A 21,140-nucleotide genomic window follows, 5' to 3' on the forward strand; every position below is an offset into this window, starting at 1 on the left:
GACATAATGGCCGCATGACCGCCCCCGCCGCGAGCGCCGCCCGCCGTCCCCGCTCCCTCACCGCCGACCTGGTGCAGGCCCTCGGCGACCGCATCCGCGATGGCCGCCTGGCCTCCGGCGCCAAGCTGCCGCGCGAGGCCGACCTGATGGCCGAGTTCAACGTGAGCCGCACCGTGGTGCGCGAGGCCATGTCCCGGCTGCAGGCCGCCGGCATGGTGGAGACCCGCCACGGCATCGGCACCTTCGTCATGGGCCTGGGCGACGCCAGCACCTTCCGCATCTTGCCGGAGCAGGTCGGCACCCTGCATGACGTGATCGCGGTGCTGGAGCTGCGCATCGCGGTCGAGAGCGAGAGCGCCGGCCTGGCGGCGCAGCGCCGCAGCGAGGCCGAGCTGGCCGCCATGCGCTCCGCGCTGGATGCCTTCGCCGCCGCGGTGGAGGAGGGGCGCGATGCCGTCGGCCCCGACTTCCAGTTCCACCTGGAGATCGCCCGCGCCACCCAGAACCCGCGCTTCGCGGAGCTCATGGCCACCCTGGGCGGCACCATGATCCCGCGCGCCCGGCTGGAGTCCGAGCAGCCCCTCACCCCCGAGCGCCGCGACTACCTGCGCCGCGTCAACGGCGAGCACGAGAGCATCTACGAGGCCATCGCCCGCCAGGACGCCGAGGCCGCCCGCGCCGCCATGCGCACGCACCTGGCCAACAGCCGCGAGCGCCGTCGCCGCGCTGCCGCCGGCGGCTGATCCCAACCTCATCAAGGGTTTACCCGCATTTCTTGTTGGCGATCAAGAGATACGATGTCCTATCTCTTTCCAACGGTGTAACCCGACCATGATCCCGATCGAACTCAAGAAAGCCCTGTCCTCCGGCCTGCTGTCCTTCCCGCTGACGGACTTCGACGCCCAGCTGCAGTTCAACCCCCGCGGCTACCAGGAGCGCCTGGAGTGGCTGATGCCCTATGGCGCCTCCGTGCTGTTCGCCGCCGGCGGCACCGGCGAGTTCTTCTCCCTGGAGCCGGGCGAGTACTCCCAGGTGATCAAGGTCGCGGCCGAGACCTGCGGCCAGCACACCCCCATCGTCGGCGGCGCCGGCGGCGGCACCACCCTGGCGATCAAGTACGCCCAGGAAGCCCAGCGCAATGGCGCGGCCGGCATCCTGCTGCTGCCGCACTACCTGACCGAAGCCACCCAGGACGGCCTGGTCGCCCACATCGAAGCGGTGTGCAAGAGCGTGAGCATTGGCGTCATCGTCTACAACCGCGCCGCCTGCAAGCTGACCGCCTCCTCGCTGGAGAAGCTGGCCGAGCGCTGCCCCAACCTGATCGGCTTCAAGGACGGCCTGGGCGACATCGAGCGCATCGTCCAGATCCGCCAGCGCCTGGGCGACCGCTTCGTCTACATCGGCGGCATGCCCACGCACGAGGTCTACGCCAACGCCTACAAGGCCCTGGGCGTGCCCACCTACTCCTCGGCCGTCTTCAACTTCATCCCCAAGACCGCGATGGCGTTCTACAACGCCTACTGGAACAACGACCAGGCCACCGTGAGCCGCCTGATCGACGACTTTTTCCTGCCGTACCTGGAGATCCGCAACAAGGGCGAGGGCTATGCCGTCTCCATCGTGAAGGCCGGCGCCACCATCGTCGGCAAGAGCGCCGGCCCGGTGCGCGCGCCGCTGTCGGACCTCAAGCCCGCCGAAGTCGAGCAGCTGGCCGCCCTGATCGCCAAGCTGGGCCCGCAGTAACCGGGCTGCCGTCTCAAGCACCCCCAGGAGACATGCCATGACCTTGACGAAACGCCTCACCGCCCTGGCCCTCGGCCTGGGTGTGGCGGCCAGCGCCTTCGCGCAGGCCTTCCCCTCGAAGACGGTGACCCTGGTGGTGCCGTTCCCGCCCGGCGGCTCCACCGACATGATCGCCCGCACCCTGCAGCCCAAGCTGCAGGAGCGCCTGGGCGGCACCGTCGTCGTGGACAACAAGGCCGGCGCCACCGGCACCATCGGCACCGCGCAGGTGGCCCGCTCGCCCGCCGACGGCCACACCCTGCTGGTCGCCTCGCTCGGGCCCTACGTGATCGCCCCGCACCTGATCAAGGCGCCCTATGACGCGCTGAAGGACCTGGACCCGATCTCGGTCGTCGTCCAGGCGCCCAACGTGCTCGTGGTGCCCGCGGCCTCGCCGCTGAAGTCCATGGCCGACGTGATGGCCCACCTGAAGGCCAACCCGGGCAAGATGACGTTCGCGTCCTCCGGCAACGGCAGCAGCGACCACCTCACGGCCGAACTGTTCTGGCAGCAGACCGGCACCACCGGCGTCCACGTGCCGTACAAGGGCGGCGGGCCGGTGATGAACGACCTCCTGGGCAACCAGGTCGATTCCTCGTTCATGAACATCAATACCGCCATGCCGCAGATCCAGGCCGGCAAGCTGCGCCCGCTGGTGATCACCAGCGCCAAGCGCTCGCCCCTGCTGCCGAACGTGCCCACGCTCGAGGAGCAGGGCGTCAAGGACGCCAACGTCCAGTCCTGGCAGGCCGTGGCCGGCCCCAGGGGCCTGCCTGCGGACGTCAAGGCCAGGGTGCATGCCGCCATCGTCGCTACCTTCAGCGAGCCGGCCCTGCGCCAGCGCCTGCTGGACCTGGGCTTCGAGATGGTGCTGAACACGCCCGAGCAGTTCGCCGCCTTCCAGGCCGCCGAATACGCCCGCTGGCAGAAGCTGATCACCGCCCGCAAGATCACCGCCGACTGAACCCGGCCGAGATTCCCATGACCTCTCCCATCGTCAAGCAGATGCGTGTCGTCCCCGTCGCGGGACGGGACGGCATGCTGCTGAACCTCTCGGGCGCGCATGCGCCCTTTTTCACTCGCAACATCGTCATCGTCACCGACAGCGCGGGCCACACCGGCCTGGGCGAGGTGCCCGGCGGCGAGAAGATCCGCCAGACGCTGGAGGACGCGCGTCCCCTCGTCGAGGGCCGCCCCATCGGCGACCTGCAGGCCATCCTGAACGAGATGCGCGCCCGCTTCGCCGACCGCGACGCCGGCGGCCGCGGCCTGCAGACCTTCGACCTGCGCACCACCATCCATGCCGTCACCGCCGTCGAATCGGCGCTGCTGGACCTGCAGGGCCAGCACCTGGGCGTGCCGGTGGCGGCGCTGCTCGGCGAGGGCCAGCAGCGCGAGGCCGTGCAGATGCTCGGCTACCTGTTCTTCGTCGGCGACCGCACCAGGACCGACCTGCCGTACCACAGCGAGCCGGGCGCCGACAACGACTGGTTCCGCCTGCGCCACGAGGCCGCCATGACCCCCGAGGCGGTGGTGCGCCTGGCCGAGGCGGCCCAGGCCCGCTACGGCTTCCAGGACTTCAAGCTCAAGGGCGGCGTGCTGCGCGGCGACGAGGAAGTCGAGGCGGTGACCGCGCTGCACGAGCGATTCCCGCAGGCCCGCGTGACGCTCGATCCCAATGGCGGCTGGCTGCTGAAGGACGCGATCCGCCTGGGCGAGAGGATGCGCGGCATCGTCGCCTACGCCGAGGACCCCTGCGGCGCGGAAGAAGGCTTCTCCGGCCGCGAGGTCATGGCCGAATTCCGCCGCGCCACCGGCCTGCCCACCGCGACCAACATGGTCGCCACCGACTGGCGCCAGCTGGCGCACTCGCTGGCGCTGCAGTCGGTCGACATCCCGCTGGCCGACCCGCACTTCTGGACCCTAGCCGGCTCGGTGCGCGTGGCCCAGACCTGCCGCGACTGGGGCCTGACCTGGGGCTCGCACTCCAACAACCACTTCGACATCTCGCTGGCCATGTTCACGCACGTGGGCGCCGCCGCCCCCGGCAAGGTCACTGCCATCGACACGCACTGGATCTGGCAGGACGGCCAGCGCCTCACCAAGGACCCGCTGAAGATCGAGGGCGGCTACGTGCAGGTTCCGAAGAAGCCGGGCCTGGGCATCGAGATCGACCTGGCCGAGGTCGAGAAGGCCCACGCCCTCTACCTGCAGCACGGCCTGGGCGCGCGCGACGACGCCATCGCCATGCAGTACCTGATCCCCGGCTGGAAATTCGACAACAAGCGCCCGTGCCTCGTGCGCTGAACACCCACCCCATTCAAGATGACCACTTTCATTGACAGCACCGCGGCCGACGTCGACGCCGCCGCCCGCGCCGCGCAAGCGGCCTTCGCCGCCTTCGGCGCCTCCGACGCCGCCACCCGCGCCGCGCTGCTGCGCGGCCTGGCCGAGGCGCTGGAAGCGAACCGCGAGCGCCTCGTCGCCCTCGCCGATGCCGAGACGAACCTGGGCCCCGGCCGCCTCAACGGCGAGCTCGATCGCACCGCCTTCCAGCTGCGCGGCTTCGCCACGCAGGTGGAGCAGGGCGCCGCCTTCGCCTTCACTGACGATCCCGCCGTCGCCGGCGCCCCGCCGGTGGGCCACCCCGCCCTGGCCCGCGTGCGCGTGCCGGTCGGCCCGGTGGCCATGTTCGCGGCCTCGAATTTCCCCTTCGCCTTCTCGGTGCTGGGTGGTGACACCGCCGCGGCCCTGGCCGCCGGCTGCCCGGTGGTGGTCAAGGCCCACCGCGGCCACCGCGGCCTCTCGCATGCCGTGGCCGACCTGGCCCGCGGGGTGGTCCAGGCCCAGGGCCTGCCCGCCGGCGTCTTCGACATGGTCGACGGCCGCGGCGCCGAAGTCGGCGTGAGCCTGATCCAGCACCCGGCGATTGCCGCCGGCGCCTTCACCGGCTCGGTGCGCGGCGGCCTGGCGCTGCAGGAGGCGGCCCGCGCCCGCAAGCGCCCGATCCCGTTCTACGGCGAGCTGGGCTCGATCAACCCGGTGATCGCGCTGCCCTCGGCCCTGGCCGCCAAGGGCGCCGAGCTCGCCGCGGGTCTCGCCGGCTCCATCACCATGGGCTGCGGCCAGTTCTGCACCAGCCCGGGCGTCATCGTGGTGCCCACGGGCGCCGACGGCGACGCCTTCGTTCAGGCCCTGGTCGAATCGCTCAAGGCCGCCAAGACCCACGCCATGCTCACCGCGCAGATGCGCGATGGCTTCGAGGCCGGCCGCGCCGCCTGGGCCAACAACGCCAAGCTGCAGAAGCTCCTGGCCGAAGTGGACGCCGCCGACCAGCCGCCGCGCCCGTTCCTGGCGCAAATCGACGCCGCCGGCTTCATCGCCGACGAGCACCTGCACGAGGAAGTCTTCGGCCCCGCCGCCCTGGTGGTGCGCGTGTCCGGCACGGCCCAGGCCATCGAGGTGCTCGAGGCCGTGGGCGGCTCGCTCACCGTGACGATCTGGGGCGCCGACGAGGCCACCGCCGACAACCAGGCCCTGGTGCGCGCCGCCGCGCAGGTGGCCGGCCGGGTGCTGTTCGCGGGCTACCCCACCGGCGTCGCGGTCACGGCGGGCCAGCAGCATGGCGGTCCCTTCCCCTCGTCCACCGAGCCCTTCACCACCTCGGTGGGCTGGGCCGCGCTGGACCGCTTCCTGCGCCCCGTGGCGCTGCAGGACGCGCCGGCCTGGCTGGCGGCGCGCCAGGGCCGGCCCTGCTGAGGCCGGATCCGGCCACTATCAGCCCTCGCAATAGCCGCTATTGCGAGGGCTTGATTTACTGAGTAGCTGTGTGTTCCTAGCATCTTCCTTGCGCCTCCGCCTGCCAGGCGGGGGGCTCCACGAGAACATCCCACGGAGACAACCCATGAAAAGCGCACTGCGCACGTTCGCCCTCACGGCCACCCTGGCCGGCGCCCTGGGCCTGGCCCACGCCCAGCAGGCCCTCAACATCACCGGCATCGTGGAGCTTTCCGGCTCGGGCGCGACGGCGGGCACCAACTACAACAACGGCATCAAGCTGGCGGTGGCCGAGATCAATGCGGCCGGCGGCATCCTGGGCCGGCGCGTCAACTACACCGCGCTGGACACGCAGACCAACCCCGGCGTCGCCAAGTCCCTCGCCGCCAAGGCCGTCGACGAAGGCGTGCCGCTGCTGATGGGCCCGGTCTACTCCGGCTCCATCCTCGTGAGCATGGCCGAGACGCGCCGCGCCGAGATCCCCAACATGATCGGGGGCGAGGCCGCCGCCATCACCGAGCAGGGCAACCCCTACGTCTTCCGCGCCTCCTTCACCCAGGCCTCGGCCATGCCCAAGGTGGTGCGCTACATCCACGAGATCGTGAAGGCCAAGACCATCGCCGTGATCTACGTGAACAACGACTTCGGCAAGGGCGGCCGCGACATGGTCCTCAAGGGCCTGCAGGCCGCCGGCATCCAGGTCGTCGCCGACATCTCCACCGAGGTGGCCCAGGTCGACTTCTCGGCGGCGGTGCTCCGGGCCAAGCAGTCCAACGCCGATGCGCTGTTCGTCTACAGCAACGAGGAGGAGTCGGCGCGCATCCTGCGGGAGCTGCGCAAGCAGGGCTACAACAAGCCGGTGATTGGCGAGACCACACTGGCCAACGACAAGGTGATCGAGCTGGCCGGCGACGCCGCCAACGGCGTGGTGGCCCACGTCGGCCTCACGCCCGACGCGCCCAACCCGCCGGTGCAGGCCTTCGCCAAGCGCTACCTCGCCGAGTACAAGGCCAAGGCCGACCACAACGCGATGAAGGGCTACACCAGCATGCACGTGGCCAAGGCGGTCTTCGACAAGGTCGGCAAGATCGACCCGAAGGCCTTTGCCGCCGCCCTGCGCGGCGCCAGCATCTCGGTGAAGGACTACCCCGGCGTGCTGTTCGACGTGAAGTTCGACCAGAAGGGCGACCTGGACCGCGAGAGCTTCATCGTCAAGGTGGTGAACGGCAAGCCGCAGGTGGTGGAGATCCTCAAGCCGGCGCGCTGAGCGTGGACGGCTTCGAGCACTGCACGCTGGCGCGGCGCGGGGCGGTCCTCACGGTCACGCTGGACCGCCCCGAGGTCCTCAACGCGCTCCACCCGGCGGCGCACTTCGAGCTGCAGCGGGCGTTCGACCTCTATGCGGCCGACCCCGGCCTGCACGTGGCCATCATCACCGGGCGCGGCGACCGCGCCTTCTGCGTCGGCACCGACCTGAAGGAGCTCGCCCGCACCGGCGACCACCGCAAGCCGCCCGGGGGCTTCGCCGGCATCACCACCCGCACCGACCTGTACAAGCCGGTGATCGCCGCGGTCAACGGCCTGTGCCTGGGCGGCGGCGCCGAGATCGTCGCGGCCTGTGACCTGGCCGTGGCCTCGGACCGCGCGGTCTTCGGCCTCCCCGAGCCGCGGGTGGGCCTGGCGGCGCTGGGCGGCGGCGCGCTCCAGCGCCTGGCGCGCGACCTGCCGCTGAAGGATGCGATGCGCCTGATCCTCACCGGTTCGAACATCTCCGCCCAGGAGGCGCTGCGCATCAGCCTGGTCAACGAGGTGGTGCCGCACGAGCAGCTGATGGAGGCGGCCTTCGCCCTGGCCGACGAGATCCTGGCCTGCGCGCCGCTGGCGGTGCAGGCCTCCAAGCAGGTGATGCTGCAAAGCCTCGACCAGCCGGACCTGGCCAGCGCGATGGCGGCGACCTACGAGGCCGCCGAGCGCATGCTGGCGAGCGAGGATGCGGTGGAAGGCCCGAGGGCCTTCGCGGAAAAACGCCCGCCCCGATGGAGCGGGCGCTGAGGCGGGCCTGAAGCCCGCTGGACGCCTTCTGGAAGCGGCCGCCTCGGCGGCCTGCGCTTCACACCTGGATCAACGGCGCATCTTGGCCAGTTCAGCCTGCACCTCGTTGACCGTGGCCTCGCCCACGCTGGCGCTGTACTTGGCGATCACGGGCTTGAGCTTCTCGCGCAGCTTGGCCACTTCGGCCGGCGGCAGCTGGGTCACGGTCATGCCGTTTTTCTTCAGCAGCTCCAGGTTGGCGGCGACGGCGGCGCGGGCCTGCTCGCGCTGCAGCTTGGTGGCCTCGTCGGCCGCGTCGTCGATGATCTTGCGGTCGGCGGGGCTCAGGCTGTCCCACACCTTCTTGCTCATGATGACCGACTGCGGGTTGTACTGGTGGTTGGTCAGCGCCACGTGCTTCTGCACCTCCCAGAACTTGTTGGCGGCGATCACCGAGATCGGGTTCTCCTGGCCGTCGATGGCCCTCTGCTCCAGCGCGCCGTAGACCTCGGGGAAGGCCAGCGGCGTGGGGTTGGCGCCCAGGGCCTTGACCCAGTCGAGGTTGATGGGGTTGGGGATCACGCGCAGCTTCAGGCCCTCGATGTCCTCCACCTTGTTGATCGGCCGCTTACTGTTGGTGATCTGGCGGTAGCCCAGCTCCCAGTACGACAGGCCGACGATGCCCTTGGGCTCGAGCAGCGCGTGCATCTTGCGGCCGACCGGGCCGTCGACGATGGCGTCGGATTCCTTCTCGTTGGCGAACAGGAAGGGGAAGTCGAAGATCGCCAGTTCCTTGGCCTCGCTGGCCAGGATGCCGGAGTTCATCACCGCCAGTTCGACGGTGCCGCCCTTGACGGAGGAGACCACCGCCTGGTCGCTGCCCAGGGAGCCGTTGAAGAACAGGTTCACCTTGATGCGGCCGTTGGTCTTGGCCGCCACGGTCTCGGCGAACTTCTTCATGCCCGCCGCGGCCGGGTGGTTCTCGGGGCCGTTCAGGCCCATCTTGAGGGTGCGCTCCTGGGCGCTGGCCAGGCCGGCGGCGGCTAGTGCGGCGGCGGCGACCAGGGTCTTGAGGAAGATGCGTTTCATGTCATGTCTCCGGTTGTTGGTGGGGATGCCAGGTCGGCGGCGTCAGCGACGCTCACGCCAAGGGTACACGCAGTTGCTCGATGACGGCGGCCGTGTCCGGCCGCACGCCGCGCCACCAGGCGAAGGCCTCGGCCGCCTGCTCGGCGAGCATGCCCACGCCGTCGGCGCAGTGCGCCACGCCGGCATTGGCCGCCAGGCGCAGGAACGGGGTCAGGCCCTTGGCATAGGCCAGCTCGTAGGCGAGGGCGCAGCCCTCGAACACGCCGGCCGGCACCGGCGGCAGCTCGGCGCGCAGGCTGGCGGAGGTGGCGTTGAACACCAGGTCGAAACGCTGGCCTTCCAGGCCGGGGTAGTCGCTGGCGGCCACCTCGGTGCCGGCCGGGGCGTGCCGGGCGGCGATGGCGGCCAGGGCCTGGGCCTTGGCCGTGTCGCGGTTGGCGATCACGAGCGCGGCCGGCGCCTCGGCCAGGAACGGCAGCAGCGCGCCGCGCGCGGCGCCGCCGGCCCCGAGCAGCAGCACGCGGCGGCCGGCCAGGGGCTGGCCCAGGTTGCGGACCGCGTCGCGCACCAGGCCCACGCCGTCGAAGTTCTCGCCCAGGATACGCGGGCCGTCGAGCTTGAGGCAGTTGACCGCGCCGGCCAGCTCGGCGCTGGGCGAGCGCTCGTCGGCGTAGGCGAAGGCGTCGAGCTTGAAGGGCGCGGTGATGTTGATGCCGCGCCCGCCGGCGGCGCGGAAGGCGTCCACCGTTTCCCTGAAGCCGCCCAGGGGGCCCAGGATCTTGGTGTACTCGATGTCATGCCCCAGCGAGCGGGCGAACTCGCCGTGGATGAAGGGGGACTTGCTGAAGTCGATCGGGTTGCCGATCACGGCGTAGCGGTCGGTCATGCCGCTTCCTTCAGGTCCTTCGAGTACAGCACGCCATCGCGCTGCATGGCCTCGATCTCCTCGGCCGGGATGCCCAGGCTGGCGGCGATCTCGGCGTTGTGCTGGCCGAGGTCGGGCGCGACCTGGGCGATGCCGGTGTCGCAGCCGGAGAAGCGGAACGGCAGGTTCGGCAGCTCGATGCGGCCCAGGGCCGGGTGGTCCTGCTCGATGATCATGCCGCGCGCGCGGATCTGCGGGTCGGCCACCACCTCGTCGATGCGCTGCACCTTGGCGCAGGGCACGTCGATCGCGTCCAGCCAGGCGAGCAGGTCGGCCACCCGGTGGGCAGCGACCCAGGGCTTGACCACCGCCAGGATGTCCAGCCGGTTCGCGTTGCGGCCGGCAGTGGTGTGCAGGCGGGCGTCGGCGGCGAAGCCGGCCGGGCCGCCGCGCGACTCCACCAGCTGCGCGAAGCGCTTCCAGGCGTCGTCCACCTGGGCGGCGATCACCAGGTCGCCGTCGGCGGCGCGGAACACGCCGTAGAGGGTGGAGGTCGGCATGTCGTGCCCGGTCTGCACCGGCACCTCCTTGCCGCCCGAGAGCGTGTAGCACTGGATCGCGTATTCGTGCATGGACACCAGGGTGTCGTACAGCGCCATGTCGATGTGCTGGCCGCGGCCGGACTTGACGCGCCCGAGCAGGGCGGCGTTGATCGCGGCCACCGCATGGATGCCGGTGTACATGTCGCCCAGCGAGATCCGCAGCAGGGGCGGGGTCTCGCCCGGGTTGCCCACCATCTGCATGATGCCGCTCTTGGCCTCGGCGATCAGGCCGAAGCCGGCGCGGTGCGAGTCGGGCCCGGTGTGGCCGTAGGCCGAGATGGAGCAGTACACCAGGCCGGGGTTGCGCGCGGCCAGCTCGGCGTAGCCCAGGCCCAGCTTGTCCAGGGCGCCGGGGCGGTAGTTCTCGACGAAGACATCGGCGCTGTCGCACAACTTGCGCATCAGGTCCCGGCCGCGCGGGTCCTTGGTGTTGACGCACAGGCCCTTCTTGCCCATGTTCAACTGCAGGAAGTAGCCGCTGTGGTCGCCCACGAACCAGGCATGCTGGCGGCCGGCGTCGCCGGTGCCGGGGCGCTCCACCTTGATCACCTCGGCGCCCAGGGCGGCCAGGCAGCGGCCCACGTAGGGGCCGGCCAGGAAGTGGCTGTAGTCGATGACGCGGATGCCCTCCAGGGGGCGCTGTTGCAGGGGCAGCATCAGTAGGCTCCGGGGCGGCGCGGGATCATCAGGCGGTGCTCGCCCTTCTGGACCACCTCGCCGTGCTGGTTGATCAACTCCGAGGGCAGGATCACGATGCCCCAGCCCGGGCGGCTCTTGCTGGCGCGCAGGCCGGTCACGCGGAACTTCACGTGCAGCGTGTCATTGATCTTGATCGGCAGCAGGAAGTCCCAGGTCCAGCCCAGGGACATGCCGGGCAGGAAGCGGTACTCGCTCTGCGTCTTCAGGCCGTCGGCGATCGACAGGCCGAACAGGCCGTGGGCGACGCGGGTGCCGAAGGGCGTGGTCTTCGCGTAGGCCTCGTCGATGTGGACCGGGGTGAAGTCGCCGGTGAGTTCGGCATAGGCGTTGATGCGCGCCTCGGTCACCGTGTAGGTGGGGCTCGTGCACTCGTCGCCTTCGGCGGCGTCGTCCCAGTAGCGTTCGGGGGTCTGGAATTCGATCTTCGGGATCTTCAGCATGGGGGCTCCGCGGGGATCAGGAAATCAGGGGCGCATCTTCACGGCCAGGGCCAGGTCCACGCTGCCGGGGACGGCCTGGATCAACTCCAGGGCGAGGCCGTCGGGCAGCTGCAGCCAGTTGAAACCCTGGGGCATCTCGGTGGCGCCGGCGGCCTTCACCGCCGCGATGGCGGCTTCGAGGTCGTCCACCATCACGCCCAGGTGGCCGAGCCAGCCGCCGTCATTGCAGGGGGGCGCCTGGAAATCGGGCGTCGCGATGAACTGCAGCCCGCCCAGGGTCCAGTACTGGCGGGGGTTGTCGGCGGGGCCGTCGACCTCGCGCATCTCCATGCCCAGCGCCTCGCGGAAGAAGCGGATGTGCCAGTGGATGTCGCGCACGCGGATCGCCACATGCTCGACGAAGGCGCGGTTCACGGAAGTCATGGACGGTTCTCCTGGGTCAGTGCCATCGCGCGCTCGATGCCCTGGATGCAGGCCACCAGCGTGCGGTTGACGGGGGTGGGGACGCCGCAGCGTTCGCCCCAGCGGACGACGGCGCCGTTGATGAAGTCGATCTCGGTGACCGAGCCCTTCTCGAGGCTTTGCAGCATCGAGGTCTTGAAGTCGGCGGGCAGGCCCTCGGCGGCCTGGATCCACGGGGCCCGGGCGTCGGCGGTGGACAGGCCCACGCCGCAGGCGCGGGCGACGTCGATCGCCTCCTGCACCGCGGCGATGGCGGTGGCCTCGATGCCGGGCAGCTGGTAGAGGGGGCCATAGGTCAGGCGGGTGATGCCCGAGAGCGCGCCGGTGGCCACGTTGACCAGCAGCTTGTCCCAGATCACGCCCACGATGTTGTCGCTCACCGTGGTGGCCAGGCCGGCAGCGTTGAAGGCCTCGCCGATGGCCCGCACGCGGGGCGTGAGGCGGCCGTCGAGCTCGCCGATCAGGGTTCTCTTGCCCTGGACGCCGGCGATGATGGAGCCGGGGCCGCGCATCACGCCGCCCACATAGGTCTTGCCGGCCACCACGTGGTCGCGGCCCACCACCTCGGACAGGATGTCCTCGTGGCCCAGGCCGTTCTGCAGCGACATCACCACCGTGTCCGCGCCGACCAGCTCGCGCGCCGCCGCCATGGCCTCGCGCGTGTGGAAGGACTTGACCAGCACGATCACCAGGTCCTGCGGGCCCAGCCCGGCGGCGCTGGTGGCGGCGCGCGCGCGCACCGTGCGCTCGCCGTCCGCGCTGCGCACCTGCAGGCCGCCGGCGTTGATGGCGTCCACATGCGGGCGGTTGCGGTTGATCAGGGCCACCTCGTGCCCGGCCTCGGCCAGCGTCGCGCCGATGGCGCAACCCAATGCCCCGGCGCCTAGAACCGCAATCCTCACGACCTGTCTCCTCGATGAATCGGGGTGATTCTGGGCAGGGGTCGGTACTTTGTTAAGGTGATGTCAAACATAATTACCATCAGATTTCGACATGATGGACCGCATGGACGCCGACCTCGACTCCCTGGACCTGAAGCTGCTGCGGCTGCTCGACTCACTCTATCGCACCGGCAACGTCACCCGCAGCGCCGAAGCCCTGGGCCAGAGCCAGCCCACGGTGAGCCTGTGGCTCAAGCGCCTGCGCGAGCGCTTCGGCGACCCGCTGTTCGTGCGCACCGCCCAGGGCATGCAGCCCACGCCCCGCGCCGAGGCCATGATCGGCACCGTGCGCGAGGTGCTGGACGCGGTGCGCCGGCTGGCCGATTCGGCGCTGGAATTCGATCCCGCCACCTCGACCCGGTCTTTCCGCATCCTCATGACGGACGCCAGCCACGTCACCCTGCTGCCGCGGCTGTTCTCGCATGTGCACGCGCTGGCGCCGGGCGTGCGGCTGGAGGCGGGCGGCCTGCATGACGGCATGGCCGAGGAATTGCGCGACGGCGAGGCCGACCTCGCCCTGGGGCTGATCCCCAAGCTGGAGGTGGGCTTCTACCAGCAGACCCTGTTCGAGCAGGACTGGATCTGCCTGGCGAACCGCCGCCACCCGCGCCTGAAGCCGGGCAAGCCCTTCACCCGGGCCGCCTATGCGCGCGAGGCGCATGTGGGCATCGTCTCGGGCACCGGCCAGCAGCTGCTGGAGGAGACGCTGCTGCGCCTGGGCCTGCGGCGCGAGGTGGTGCTGCGGCTGCCCGCCTTCCTGGGCCTGCCCGCGATCCTGTCCACCACCGAGCTGGTGGCCACGCTGCCGCGGCACATTGGCGAGACGCTGGTGCGGTCGGCCGGCGGCGCCGGCGGGGCGCTGCAGGTGCTGGCCTGCCCGCTGCCGATCCCGCGCTTCCTGGTCAAGCAGCACTGGCATGCGCGCTTCCACCACGACGCGGCGAACCGCTGGCTGCGCGGGGTCTGCGCCGGCCTGTTCCTCACGCCGGACCGGCGCTCGCCGAAGGACTGAGCCCGGGGCGGGTCAGTCCAGCCAGTCGGGGTAGGTCTCGCGCACCTTGTCGATGAAGGACAGCGTGCCCGCGAGGTGCTTGCGCAGCGCCTCGGTGGCGCCTTTCAGGTCGCGGGCGGCCAGCGCCTCGAGGATGCCCTCGTGGTCGGCCACCACGGCCTGGGCCTTGCCGCGGGCCGGCAGGTTCAGGCGGCGCAGGCGGTCCACATGGCCGCTGCGCTGGCGCACCAGGTCCCACAGCGAGGGCACGGCCGCCGCCTGGTAGAGGGCCTGGTGGAAGGCGAGGTCGGCGGCGGCGAAGCCGTCGTAGTCGGTGCGGCGCAGGGCCGCCTTCTGCGTGGCCAGGTGGCTGCGCAGGCGGTCCATCAGCGCCTCGTGCGTGGCCCCGGGCAGGCCGCACACGGCGACCAGGATCTCCAGCTCGATCGCGCGGCGCAGGAAGTGCGCCTGCAGCGCCGCGTCCACGTCGATGCGGCTCACCACCGTGGCGTGCTGCGGGAAGATGTCCACCAGGCCTTCGTCGCCCAGTCGCATCAGCGCGTCGCGGATCGGCGTCTGGCTCACGCCGTAGTGCTCGGCCAGCTCGGCCCGCGCCAGCACCGTGCCGGGCTCCAGGGTCACCGAGATGATCAGGTCGCGCAGGGCCTCGAACACCTGGGGCGCCACCTGGCGGGAGCGGTCCAGACGCAGCGGAGGCAGTTGCGCGAGTTCGGTCATGGGGCGCGATTCTAGGCAGGGAAGGGGGGCGGCCAGCCCCGGGTTTCGGAGCATTGATGCTCTAATATATCAGTGCTCCAATCCGGGCCCATGGCTTCCGACACCCCCGACGGCCCGGGCGCAGCGCCCCGCCGCAAGACCCCCGAGACCCTGCGCAGCGCGCGCTGGTTTGCCCCCGATGACCTGCGCAGCTTCGGCCACCGCTCCCGCACCCTGCAGATGGGGTACGGCCCCGAGGACTGGACCGGCAAGCCCGTCATCGCCCTGATCAACACCTGGTCGGACATCAACCCCTGCCACACCCACTTCAAGCAGCGGGTCGATGACGTCAAGCGCGGCATCCTGCAGGCCGGCGGCTTCCCGCTGGAGCTGCCCGCGATCTCGCTGGCCGAGGCCTTCGTGCGGCCCACCACCATGCTCTATCGCAACATGCTGGCGATGGAGACGGAGGAATTGATCCGCTCCCACCCCATCGACGGCGCGGTCCTCATGGGCGGCTGCGACAAGACCACGCCCGGCTTGGTGATGGGCGCGCTGTCCGCTGGCGTGCCCTTCGTCTACCTGCCCGCCGGCCCCATGCTTCGCGGCAACTGGGAAGGCAAGACCCTGGGCTCCGGCGCCGACGCCTGGAAGTTCTGGGACGAGCGCCGCGCCGGCAAGCTCTCGCAGCCGCAGTGGCTGGAGGTGGAGGCCGGCATCGCCCGCAGCCACGGCACCTGCATGACCATGGGCACGGCCGCCACCATGATGGGGATCGCCGAGGCCCTGGGCCTGACCCTGCCCGGGGCCTCCAGCATCCCGGCGCCCGACGCCAACCACCCGCGCATGGCCGCGGCCTGCGGCCGCCGCATCGTGGACATGGTGTGGGAGGACCTCACGCCCGACCGCATCCTCACCCGCGCCAGCTTCGAGAACGCGATCGCCGTGGCCATGGCCATGGGCTGCAGCACCAACGCCATCATCCACCTGGTGGCCATGTCGCGCCGCGCCGGCGCCCACTGCACCGTCACGCTGGACGACTTCGACGCCGCCAGCCGCAAGGTGCCCGTGATCGCCAACATCCGGCCCAGCGGCGACAAGTACCTGATGGAGGACTTCTACTACGCCGGCGGCATGCGCGGGCTCATGGCCCGCATGGCCTCGCACCTGCAGCTGGACGCGATGACGGTCACTGGCGCCACGATCGGCCGGAACATCGAGGGCGCGAAGGTCTTCGACGACGACGTGATCCGCCCGCTGGACAACCCCCTCTACGCCGAGGGCGCGCTGGCGGTGCTGCGGGGCAACATCGCGCCCGGCGGCGCGGTGATGAAGCCCAGCGCCTGCGCCCCGCAGTACCTGCGGCATACCGGCCCCGCGCTGGTGTTCGACAGCTACCCCGAGATGAAGGCCGCGGTGGAGGACGAGGACCTCGACGTCACCGCCGACCACATCCTGGTGCTGCGCAACGCCGGCCCCAAGGGCGGCCCCGGCATGCCCGAGTGGGGCATGCTGCCGATCCCCACCAAGCTGGTGAAGCAGGGCGTGCGCGACATGCTGCGCCTGTCCGACGCGCGAATGAGCGGCACCAGCTACGGCGCCTGCATCCTGCACGCCTCGCCCGAGGCCTACATCGGCGGCCCGCTGGCCCTGGTGAAGACCGGCGACCTGATCACGGTGGACGTGCCGGCCCGCACCATCCACCTGAACGTGAGCGACGAGGAGCTCGCCGCCCGCCGCGCCGCCTGGACGCCGCCGCCCCCGCGCTTCGAGCGCGGCTATGGCTGGATGTTCAGCCGCCACATCCTGCAGGCCGACCAGGGCTGCGACTTCGATTACCTCGAGACCTCCTTCGGCGCGCCCATCGGCGAGCCGGACATCTACTGACCTCCCACGATCTCCCGGACACCCCGATGGCCCTTTCCGACACCGCCCGCGAGCAGCTGCGCCGCGTCAGCACCGCCACCCTGTGCACCGCCCTGTTCAAGCGCGGCCTGCACCACCAGTACATCCAGGACGTGCGGCCCCTGAACCCCCACGGACCGAACATGGTGGGCGAGGCCTTCACGCTGCGCTACATCCCGGCCCGCGAGGACCTGAACCCGATCAGCGTCTTCCTCGACCCCAAGCACCCGCAGCGCGCCGCCGTGGAGCAGTGCCCGCCGGGCGCGGTGATGGTGATCGACAGCCGCAAGGACGCCCGCGCCGCCTCGGCCGGCGGCATCCTGGTCTCGCGCCTGATGAAGCGCGGCGTGGCAGGCGTGGTCACCGACGGCGGCTTCCGCGACTCGCCAGACATCGCGAAGATGGACATTCCGGCCTACCACTCGAAGCCGAGCGCGCCGACCAACCTCACCCTGCACCAGGCCATCGACATCAACGTGCCGATCGGCTGCGGCGACGCCCCGGTGTTCCCCGGCGACGTGATCGTGGGCGACGGCGAGGGCGTCGTCGTGATCCCGGCCCACCTGGCCGAGGAGATCGCCGCCGAGGCCACCGAGATGACCGCCTTCGAGGACTTCGTCCAGAGCGAGGTCATGGACGGCCGCACCATCATCGGCCTGTACCCCCCGACGAATCCCGAGACCCCGGCCCGCTTCGCGGCCTGGCGCCAGGCGAACGGGCGCTGAGACCCGGGCGGCACCGCCACCGCCTTCGACCCCCCCGACACCCCCAGAGACACGAGGAGACACCCATGTCCATCACCCGCCGCAACGCCCTGGGCCGCCTCGGCCTGAGCGCCGTCGCCGCCGCGCTGCCCGCCCTGGGCCATGCGCAGGGCGCCTGGCCCCAGGCCAAGCCCATTACCTATGTCGTGCCCTTCACGCCCGGCGGCTCCACCGACGTGATCGGCCGCACCCTCGCCGACAAGCTGGGCACGGCCCTCAAGCAGTCGGTGGTGGTGGAGAACAAGCCGGGCACCGGCGGCGGCATCGGCGCCACCTACGTGGCCAAGGCCGCGCCCGACGGCTACACCCTGATGGGGGGCACGATCAGCACGCACGCGATCAACGCCGGCCTGTACAAGAACCTGCCCTACGACCCGGTGAAGGACTTCGAGCCGGTGTCGCTGGTGGCCTTCCTGCCCAACGTGCTGCTGGTCGGCGCGCAGTCGGGCATCAACAGCGTGGCCGACCTGGTGGCCCTGCTGAAGAAGGACCCGACCCGCCGCACCTTCGCCTCCTCCGGCGCCGGCACCTCCACCCACCTCGCCGGCGAGCTGCTCGCGGACATCATCGAGGTGCCGCTCACGCACGTGCCGTACAAGGGCACGCCGCCGGCGATGCTGGATGTCTCCACCGGCCAGGTCACCTTCATGTTCGACCAGATGACGGCGGCCGTGCCTCTGATCCAGGCCGGCAAGCTCAAGGTGCTGGCCGTGACCACCGCCAAGCGCATCCCGATCTCGCCGAACACGCCGACCATGATGGAGGCGGGCGTGCCCAACTTCGAGATGTTCTCCTGGCAGGCGGTCTACGCCCCCAAGGGCACGCCCAGGGCCATCGTCGACACCCTCAGCGCCGAGATCGCCAAGGCCCTGCGCCAGCCCGACGTGCGCGACAAGCTCTCCGGCCTGGGCATGGAGGTGGTGGGCGGCTCGCCGGCCGACCTGGCCTCGCTGATGGCCCGCGAGATCCCGCGCTGGGCCGCGCTGGTGAAGAAGTCCGGCGCCACCGCCAACTGAACGTCCCGGACGCACTGGACGCATTGAACGCATTGAACGCACGAGGATCCGCCCCCATGACCCGAGCTCCCTCCACCCGCCGCTTCGCGCTGGCCGCCACCGCCGCCACCCTGGCTGCCGCCTTCGCGCCGCAGGCCCTGGCCCAGGCCGCCGCCTGGCCCACCAAGCCCGTCACCATCGTCGTGCCCTTCGTGGCCGGCGGCGGCACCGACATCGGCACCCGCATCGTGGCCCAGAAGCTCTCGCAGCTGTGGGGCCAGTCGGTGGTGGTGGACAACAAGGGCGGCGCCGGTGGCAACGTCGGCCTCGAGGTGGTCTCGCGCGCCAGGCCCGACGGCTACACCCTGCTCACGGGCAACGTCGGCACGCAGTCGATCAACCCCACGCTGTACAAGAAACTGAACTACAACCCGGATACCGCCTTCGTGCCGATCGGGCAGTTCGCCGAGCTGCCGTTCGTGATGGCGGCCACGATGTCGCTGCCCGCGAACACCGTGAAGGAGTTCGTCGCCCAGGCCAAGGCCGCCCCGGGCAAGTTCACCTACGCCAGCTCCGGCAACGGCGGTTCGCCCCACCTCTCGGGCGAGACCTTCAGCATCGCCACCGGCACGCAGCTGCTGCACGTGCCGTACAAGGGCGGCGGCGCCGCGCTGACCGACCTGGTCTCGGGCAACGTGCACCTGCTGTTCGCCTCGGTGCTGGAGACCTCCGGCTTCATCAAGTCCGGCAAGCTCAAGGCGCTGGCCATCACCAGCAAGCAGCGGGTGGCCGCGCTGCCCGACGTGCCCACGCTGGAGGAAGCCGGCGTGCAGGGCGCCGAGTCCGGCTCCTGGCTCGGCCTGCTGGCCCCGGCCGGCACGCCGCCGGAGGTGGTGGCCAAGGTCTCGCAGGGCCTGCAGCAGGTGCTGGCCATGCCCGACGTGCAGCAGCAGCTGCTGGCGCAGGGCGCGGTCGCCAGGGGCGGCACGCCGGCCGACTTCGAGCGCCTGATCGCCAACGACCGCAAGCGCTACGCCCGCATCATCACCGACAACAAGATCGCGCTGGACTGACCGCGCCCCCTCGAAGGAGACTCCATGCCATTCAAGTCCTGGCCCGTCGCGGCCCTGATCGCCCTGGGCAGCTCGCTGGCGAGCGCGCAGAACTTCCCGACCAAGCCCCTGACCATCGTCGTGCCCGCCTCGCCGGGTGGTGCGATCGACATGGCCGCGCGCCTGATCGGCCAGAAGCTCACCGATGCCTGGGGCCAGCCGGTCACCATCGACAACAAGGCCGGCGCCACCGGCATCATCGGCACCGACTTCGTGGCCCGCGCCGCGCCCGATGGCCACACCCTGGCCCTGGTGGCCAGCAGCCATGCGATCAACCCCAGCATGGTCAAGAAGCTGCCGTTCGACACCGTCAAGGGCTTCGAGCCGGTGGCCCTCACCCACGTGGTGCCGCTGATGCTGGTGGTGAACAACGCCGTGCCCGCGAAGACCGTGGGCGAGCTGGTCGCGCATGGCAAGGCCAACCCCGGCAAGCTCTCGTTCGCCTCCAGCGGCTCGGGCGGCGCGCCGCACTTCAGCGGCGAGCTGTTCAAGAGCATGGCCGGCCTGGACATCGTCCACATCCCGTACAAGGGCAGCACCCTGGCCCACCCGGACCTGATCTCCGGCCGCGTCTCGCTGATGTTCGACACGGTGGCCGCGATCAAGACCCAGGTGAAGGCCGGCACGGTGCGGGCGCTGGCGGTGACCACCGGCAAGCGCATCGCCTCCGAGCCGCAGCTGCCGACGATGGCCGAGGCCGGCCTGCCCGGCTACGAGACCAGCACCTGGGGCGGCCTGCTCGCACCGGCCGGAACGCCCAAGGCGGTCGTCGCCAAGTTGAACAGCGAAGTCAACCGCATCCTCGCCATGCCCGATGTCCGCCAGAAGCTGCTGGACGCCGGCATCGAGCCCGCGCAGGGCTCGGCCGACCAGTTCGCCCAGTTCATCGAGAAGGAAATGGCCAAGTGGGCCAAGGTCGCCAAGGACGCCGGCATCCAGCCAGAATGACGCCCGGCCCTTCTTCCAACCCACCCACGACGACATGACGACCCAACGTCCCCGCATCCTCCAGGCCCTGGGCCTGCTGCCCTGGCTCGAGAAGCAACTGAACGAGGCCTACGACGTCACCCGCCTGCCGCCCGCCGGCCCCGAGCGCGAGGCCTTCCTGGCCGCGCGCGGCGGCGAGTTCGAGGCCCTGGTGACCTCCGCCGCCGCCGGCGCCAGCCATGCGCTGCTCGACGCGCTGCCCAACCTGCGCGTGGTCTCCAGCTTCGGCGTCGGCCTCGACCAGATCGACCCGGCCCATGCCGCGCGCCGCGGCATCCCGGTGGGCTACACGCCCGACGTGCTGAACGACTGCGTGGCCGACCTCGCCTTCGGCCTGCTGCTGGACATCGCCCGCCGCCTCAGCGAGGGCGACCGCTACGTGCGCGCCGGCCAGTGGGTGGCCAAGCCGCCGGTGGCCTTCCCCCTGGGCCGCCGCGTCAGCGGCGCGAAGCTGGGCATCGTGGGCCTGGGCCGCATCGGCCAGACCATCGCCAAGCGCTCGCAGGGCTTCGACATGGAGGTCCGCTACCACTCGCGCCGCCCGGTGGCGGGCGTGCCCTGGGGCTACGAGGCCAGCCTGCACGACCTCGCCCGCTGGAGCGACTTCCTGGTGGTGATCACCGCCGGCGGCGCGGGCACGCGCCACCTGGTCGACGCCTCGGTGCTCGATGCGCTGGGCACCAAGGGCTTCCTGGTGAACGTGGCCCGCGGCACGGTGATCGACGAGGCCGCCCTGGTGAAGGCGCTGCAGGGCAAACGCATCGCCGGCGCCGCGCTCGACGTGTTCGAGTTCGAGCCCGAGGTGCCCTCCGAGCTGTTCACCCTGGACAACGTGGTGATGGTCCCCCACATCGCCAGCGCCACGGCGCAGACCCGCCAGGCCATGGGCCAGCGGGTGCTGGACAACCTCGCCTGCTTCTTCGCCGGCAAGCCGCTGCTGTCGGCGGCCCCCGTCGAGGCCTGACGGCCCGCGGCCTGGGC

General features: G+C 70.9%; 21 protein-coding genes. 14 read left to right on the plus strand and 7 right to left on the minus strand.

Annotated elements, in window-relative coordinates; genetic code table 11:
• Nucleotides 1-14: 14 nt before the first annotated feature.
• The 7 genes from ACT80S_RS16340 (at nt 15) to ACT80S_RS16370 (ending at nt 7,611) form a co-directional block, all read left to right on the plus strand.
• Nucleotides 15-743 (plus strand): FadR/GntR family transcriptional regulator, encoded by a 729-nt coding sequence (locus tag ACT80S_RS16340; protein WP_377417751.1) that lies wholly within the window; start codon nt 15-17, stop codon nt 741-743.
• A gap of 88 nt (nt 744-831) precedes the next feature.
• Entirely contained in the window at nt 832-1,743 is a 912-nt protein-coding gene (kdgD, locus tag ACT80S_RS16345; RefSeq protein WP_377417753.1) for a 5-dehydro-4-deoxyglucarate dehydratase, read from the plus strand.
• Between the two features lie 37 nt (nt 1,744-1,780).
• The gene (locus ACT80S_RS16350; protein WP_377417755.1) at nt 1,781-2,746 is read left to right on the plus strand and encodes a Bug family tripartite tricarboxylate transporter substrate binding protein; all 966 of its coding nucleotides are present in this window, start codon (nt 1,781-1,783) and stop codon (nt 2,744-2,746) included.
• Between the two features lie 17 nt (nt 2,747-2,763).
• Nucleotides 2,764-4,089 (plus strand): glucarate dehydratase, encoded by a 1,326-nt coding sequence (gudD, locus tag ACT80S_RS16355; RefSeq protein ID WP_377417757.1) that lies wholly within the window; start codon nt 2,764-2,766, stop codon nt 4,087-4,089.
• Nucleotides 4,090-4,107: 18 nt separating this feature from the next.
• Nucleotides 4,108-5,541 carry an aldehyde dehydrogenase (NADP(+)) gene (locus ACT80S_RS16360; RefSeq protein WP_377417759.1) on the plus strand — a complete coding sequence of 478 codons (1,434 nt, stop codon included), beginning with the start codon at nt 4,108-4,110 and terminating at the stop codon, nt 5,539-5,541.
• 145 nt (nt 5,542-5,686) lie between these two features.
• Entirely contained in the window at nt 5,687-6,826 is a 1,140-nt protein-coding gene (locus ACT80S_RS16365; RefSeq protein ID WP_377417761.1) for an ABC transporter substrate-binding protein, read from the plus strand.
• A gap of 2 nt (nt 6,827-6,828) precedes the next feature.
• Nucleotides 6,829-7,611 (plus strand): enoyl-CoA hydratase-related protein, encoded by a 783-nt coding sequence (locus tag ACT80S_RS16370; protein WP_377417763.1) that lies wholly within the window; start codon nt 6,829-6,831, stop codon nt 7,609-7,611.
• A 69-nt stretch (nt 7,612-7,680) separates the two neighbouring features.
• Here the strand turns inward: ACT80S_RS16370 and ACT80S_RS16375 are convergent, their stop codons facing one another.
• Genes ACT80S_RS16375 through ACT80S_RS16400 form a run of 6 tightly spaced genes read right to left on the minus strand, consistent with a single transcriptional unit; the run spans nt 7,681 to nt 12,649 of the window.
• Entirely contained in the window at nt 7,681-8,679 is a 999-nt protein-coding gene (locus ACT80S_RS16375; RefSeq protein ID WP_377417765.1) for a TRAP transporter substrate-binding protein, read from the minus strand.
• Nucleotides 8,680-8,731: 52 nt separating this feature from the next.
• Nucleotides 8,732-9,565, minus strand: a complete 834-nt coding sequence (gene aroE / locus ACT80S_RS16380; protein WP_377417767.1) for a shikimate dehydrogenase — start codon at nt 9,563-9,565, stop codon at nt 8,732-8,734.
• Nucleotides 9,562-10,794: a CaiB/BaiF CoA transferase family protein gene (locus tag ACT80S_RS16385; protein ID WP_377417866.1), complete on the minus strand. Its 1,233-nt coding sequence runs from the start codon at nt 10,792-10,794 to the stop codon at nt 9,562-9,564. The genes aroE and ACT80S_RS16385 overlap by 4 nt, the downstream gene beginning before the upstream one ends.
• Nucleotides 10,795-10,802: 8 nt before the next feature.
• Nucleotides 10,803-11,285 (minus strand): MaoC family dehydratase, encoded by a 483-nt coding sequence (locus ACT80S_RS16390; protein ID WP_377417769.1) that lies wholly within the window; start codon nt 11,283-11,285, stop codon nt 10,803-10,805.
• Between the two features lie 24 nt (nt 11,286-11,309).
• The gene (locus ACT80S_RS16395) at nt 11,310-11,708 is read right to left on the minus strand and encodes a VOC family protein (protein WP_377417771.1); all 399 of its coding nucleotides are present in this window, start codon (nt 11,706-11,708) and stop codon (nt 11,310-11,312) included.
• Entirely contained in the window at nt 11,705-12,649 is a 945-nt protein-coding gene (locus tag ACT80S_RS16400) for a ketopantoate reductase family protein (RefSeq protein WP_377417773.1), read from the minus strand. The genes ACT80S_RS16395 and ACT80S_RS16400 overlap by 4 nt, the downstream gene beginning before the upstream one ends.
• Nucleotides 12,650-12,752: 103 nt before the next feature.
• On the opposite strand from ACT80S_RS16400, the gene ACT80S_RS16405 reads away from it, so the two are divergent.
• The gene (locus tag ACT80S_RS16405; protein WP_377417775.1) at nt 12,753-13,700 is read left to right on the plus strand and encodes a LysR family transcriptional regulator; all 948 of its coding nucleotides are present in this window, start codon (nt 12,753-12,755) and stop codon (nt 13,698-13,700) included.
• A gap of 12 nt (nt 13,701-13,712) precedes the next feature.
• On the opposite strand, the gene ACT80S_RS16410 is transcribed toward ACT80S_RS16405, so the two are convergent.
• A complete protein-coding gene (locus ACT80S_RS16410) occupies nt 13,713-14,417 on the minus strand; it encodes a GntR family transcriptional regulator (RefSeq protein ID WP_377417777.1) in 705 nt (234 codons plus the stop codon).
• Between the two features lie 90 nt (nt 14,418-14,507).
• On the opposite strand from ACT80S_RS16410, the gene araD reads away from it, so the two are divergent.
• The 6 genes from araD to ACT80S_RS16440 all read left to right on the plus strand — a co-directional run bounded on the left by araD (nt 14,508) and on the right by ACT80S_RS16440 (nt 21,123).
• On the plus strand, nt 14,508-16,283 hold the full coding sequence (araD, locus tag ACT80S_RS16415) for an L-arabinonate dehydratase (RefSeq protein ID WP_377417779.1): 1,776 nt from the start codon (nt 14,508-14,510) through the stop codon (nt 16,281-16,283).
• 26 nt (nt 16,284-16,309) lie between these two features.
• A complete protein-coding gene (locus ACT80S_RS16420) occupies nt 16,310-17,026 on the plus strand; it encodes a ribonuclease activity regulator RraA (RefSeq protein ID WP_377417781.1) in 717 nt (238 codons plus the stop codon).
• Between the two features lie 65 nt (nt 17,027-17,091).
• Nucleotides 17,092-18,081 carry a Bug family tripartite tricarboxylate transporter substrate binding protein gene (locus ACT80S_RS16425; RefSeq protein WP_377417783.1) on the plus strand — a complete coding sequence of 330 codons (990 nt, stop codon included), beginning with the start codon at nt 17,092-17,094 and terminating at the stop codon, nt 18,079-18,081.
• Nucleotides 18,082-18,137: 56 nt separating this feature from the next.
• Entirely contained in the window at nt 18,138-19,133 is a 996-nt protein-coding gene (locus ACT80S_RS16430) for a Bug family tripartite tricarboxylate transporter substrate binding protein (RefSeq protein WP_377417785.1), read from the plus strand.
• A gap of 24 nt (nt 19,134-19,157) precedes the next feature.
• On the plus strand, nt 19,158-20,120 hold the full coding sequence (locus ACT80S_RS16435) for a tripartite tricarboxylate transporter substrate binding protein (protein WP_377417787.1): 963 nt from the start codon (nt 19,158-19,160) through the stop codon (nt 20,118-20,120).
• Nucleotides 20,121-20,154: 34 nt separating this feature from the next.
• Entirely contained in the window at nt 20,155-21,123 is a 969-nt protein-coding gene (locus tag ACT80S_RS16440; protein WP_377417789.1) for a 2-hydroxyacid dehydrogenase, read from the plus strand.
• The last annotated feature ends 17 nt before the right edge of the window (nt 21,124-21,140 follow it).

This window comes from Ramlibacter sp. MAHUQ-53 (assembly GCF_052600055.1).

Excerpts from the sequence above, each read along its gene's own strand:
- ACT80S_RS16430 (WP_377417785.1), top strand. The coding sequence starts at position 18,138 with ATGACCCGAGCTCCCTCCACCCGCCGCTTCGCGCTGGCCGCCACCGCC.
- ACT80S_RS16390 (WP_377417769.1), bottom strand. The coding sequence starts at position 11,285 with ATGCTGAAGATCCCGAAGATCGAATTCCAGACCCCCGAACGCTACTGG.
- ACT80S_RS16340 (WP_377417751.1), top strand. The coding sequence starts at position 15 with ATGACCGCCCCCGCCGCGAGCGCCGCCCGCCGTCCCCGCTCCCTCACC.
- ACT80S_RS16420 (WP_377417781.1), top strand. The coding sequence starts at position 16,310 with ATGGCCCTTTCCGACACCGCCCGCGAGCAGCTGCGCCGCGTCAGCACC.
- ACT80S_RS16410 (WP_377417777.1), bottom strand. The coding sequence starts at position 14,417 with ATGACCGAACTCGCGCAACTGCCTCCGCTGCGTCTGGACCGCTCCCGC.
- ACT80S_RS16375 (WP_377417765.1), bottom strand. The coding sequence starts at position 8,679 with ATGAAACGCATCTTCCTCAAGACCCTGGTCGCCGCCGCCGCACTAGCC.
- aroE (WP_377417767.1), bottom strand. The coding sequence starts at position 9,565 with ATGACCGACCGCTACGCCGTGATCGGCAACCCGATCGACTTCAGCAAG.
- gudD (WP_377417757.1), top strand. The coding sequence starts at position 2,764 with ATGACCTCTCCCATCGTCAAGCAGATGCGTGTCGTCCCCGTCGCGGGA.
- ACT80S_RS16350 (WP_377417755.1), top strand. The coding sequence starts at position 1,781 with ATGACCTTGACGAAACGCCTCACCGCCCTGGCCCTCGGCCTGGGTGTG.
- ACT80S_RS16395 (WP_377417771.1), bottom strand. The coding sequence starts at position 11,708 with ATGACTTCCGTGAACCGCGCCTTCGTCGAGCATGTGGCGATCCGCGTG.
- ACT80S_RS16360 (WP_377417759.1), top strand. The coding sequence starts at position 4,108 with ATGACCACTTTCATTGACAGCACCGCGGCCGACGTCGACGCCGCCGCC.
- ACT80S_RS16440 (WP_377417789.1), top strand. The coding sequence starts at position 20,155 with ATGACGACCCAACGTCCCCGCATCCTCCAGGCCCTGGGCCTGCTGCCC.
- araD (WP_377417779.1), top strand. The coding sequence starts at position 14,508 with ATGGCTTCCGACACCCCCGACGGCCCGGGCGCAGCGCCCCGCCGCAAG.
- ACT80S_RS16425 (WP_377417783.1), top strand. The coding sequence starts at position 17,092 with ATGTCCATCACCCGCCGCAACGCCCTGGGCCGCCTCGGCCTGAGCGCC.
- kdgD (WP_377417753.1), top strand. The coding sequence starts at position 832 with ATGATCCCGATCGAACTCAAGAAAGCCCTGTCCTCCGGCCTGCTGTCC.
- ACT80S_RS16435 (WP_377417787.1), top strand. The coding sequence starts at position 19,158 with ATGCCATTCAAGTCCTGGCCCGTCGCGGCCCTGATCGCCCTGGGCAGC.
- ACT80S_RS16365 (WP_377417761.1), top strand. The coding sequence starts at position 5,687 with ATGAAAAGCGCACTGCGCACGTTCGCCCTCACGGCCACCCTGGCCGGC.
- ACT80S_RS16405 (WP_377417775.1), top strand. The coding sequence starts at position 12,753 with ATGGACGCCGACCTCGACTCCCTGGACCTGAAGCTGCTGCGGCTGCTC.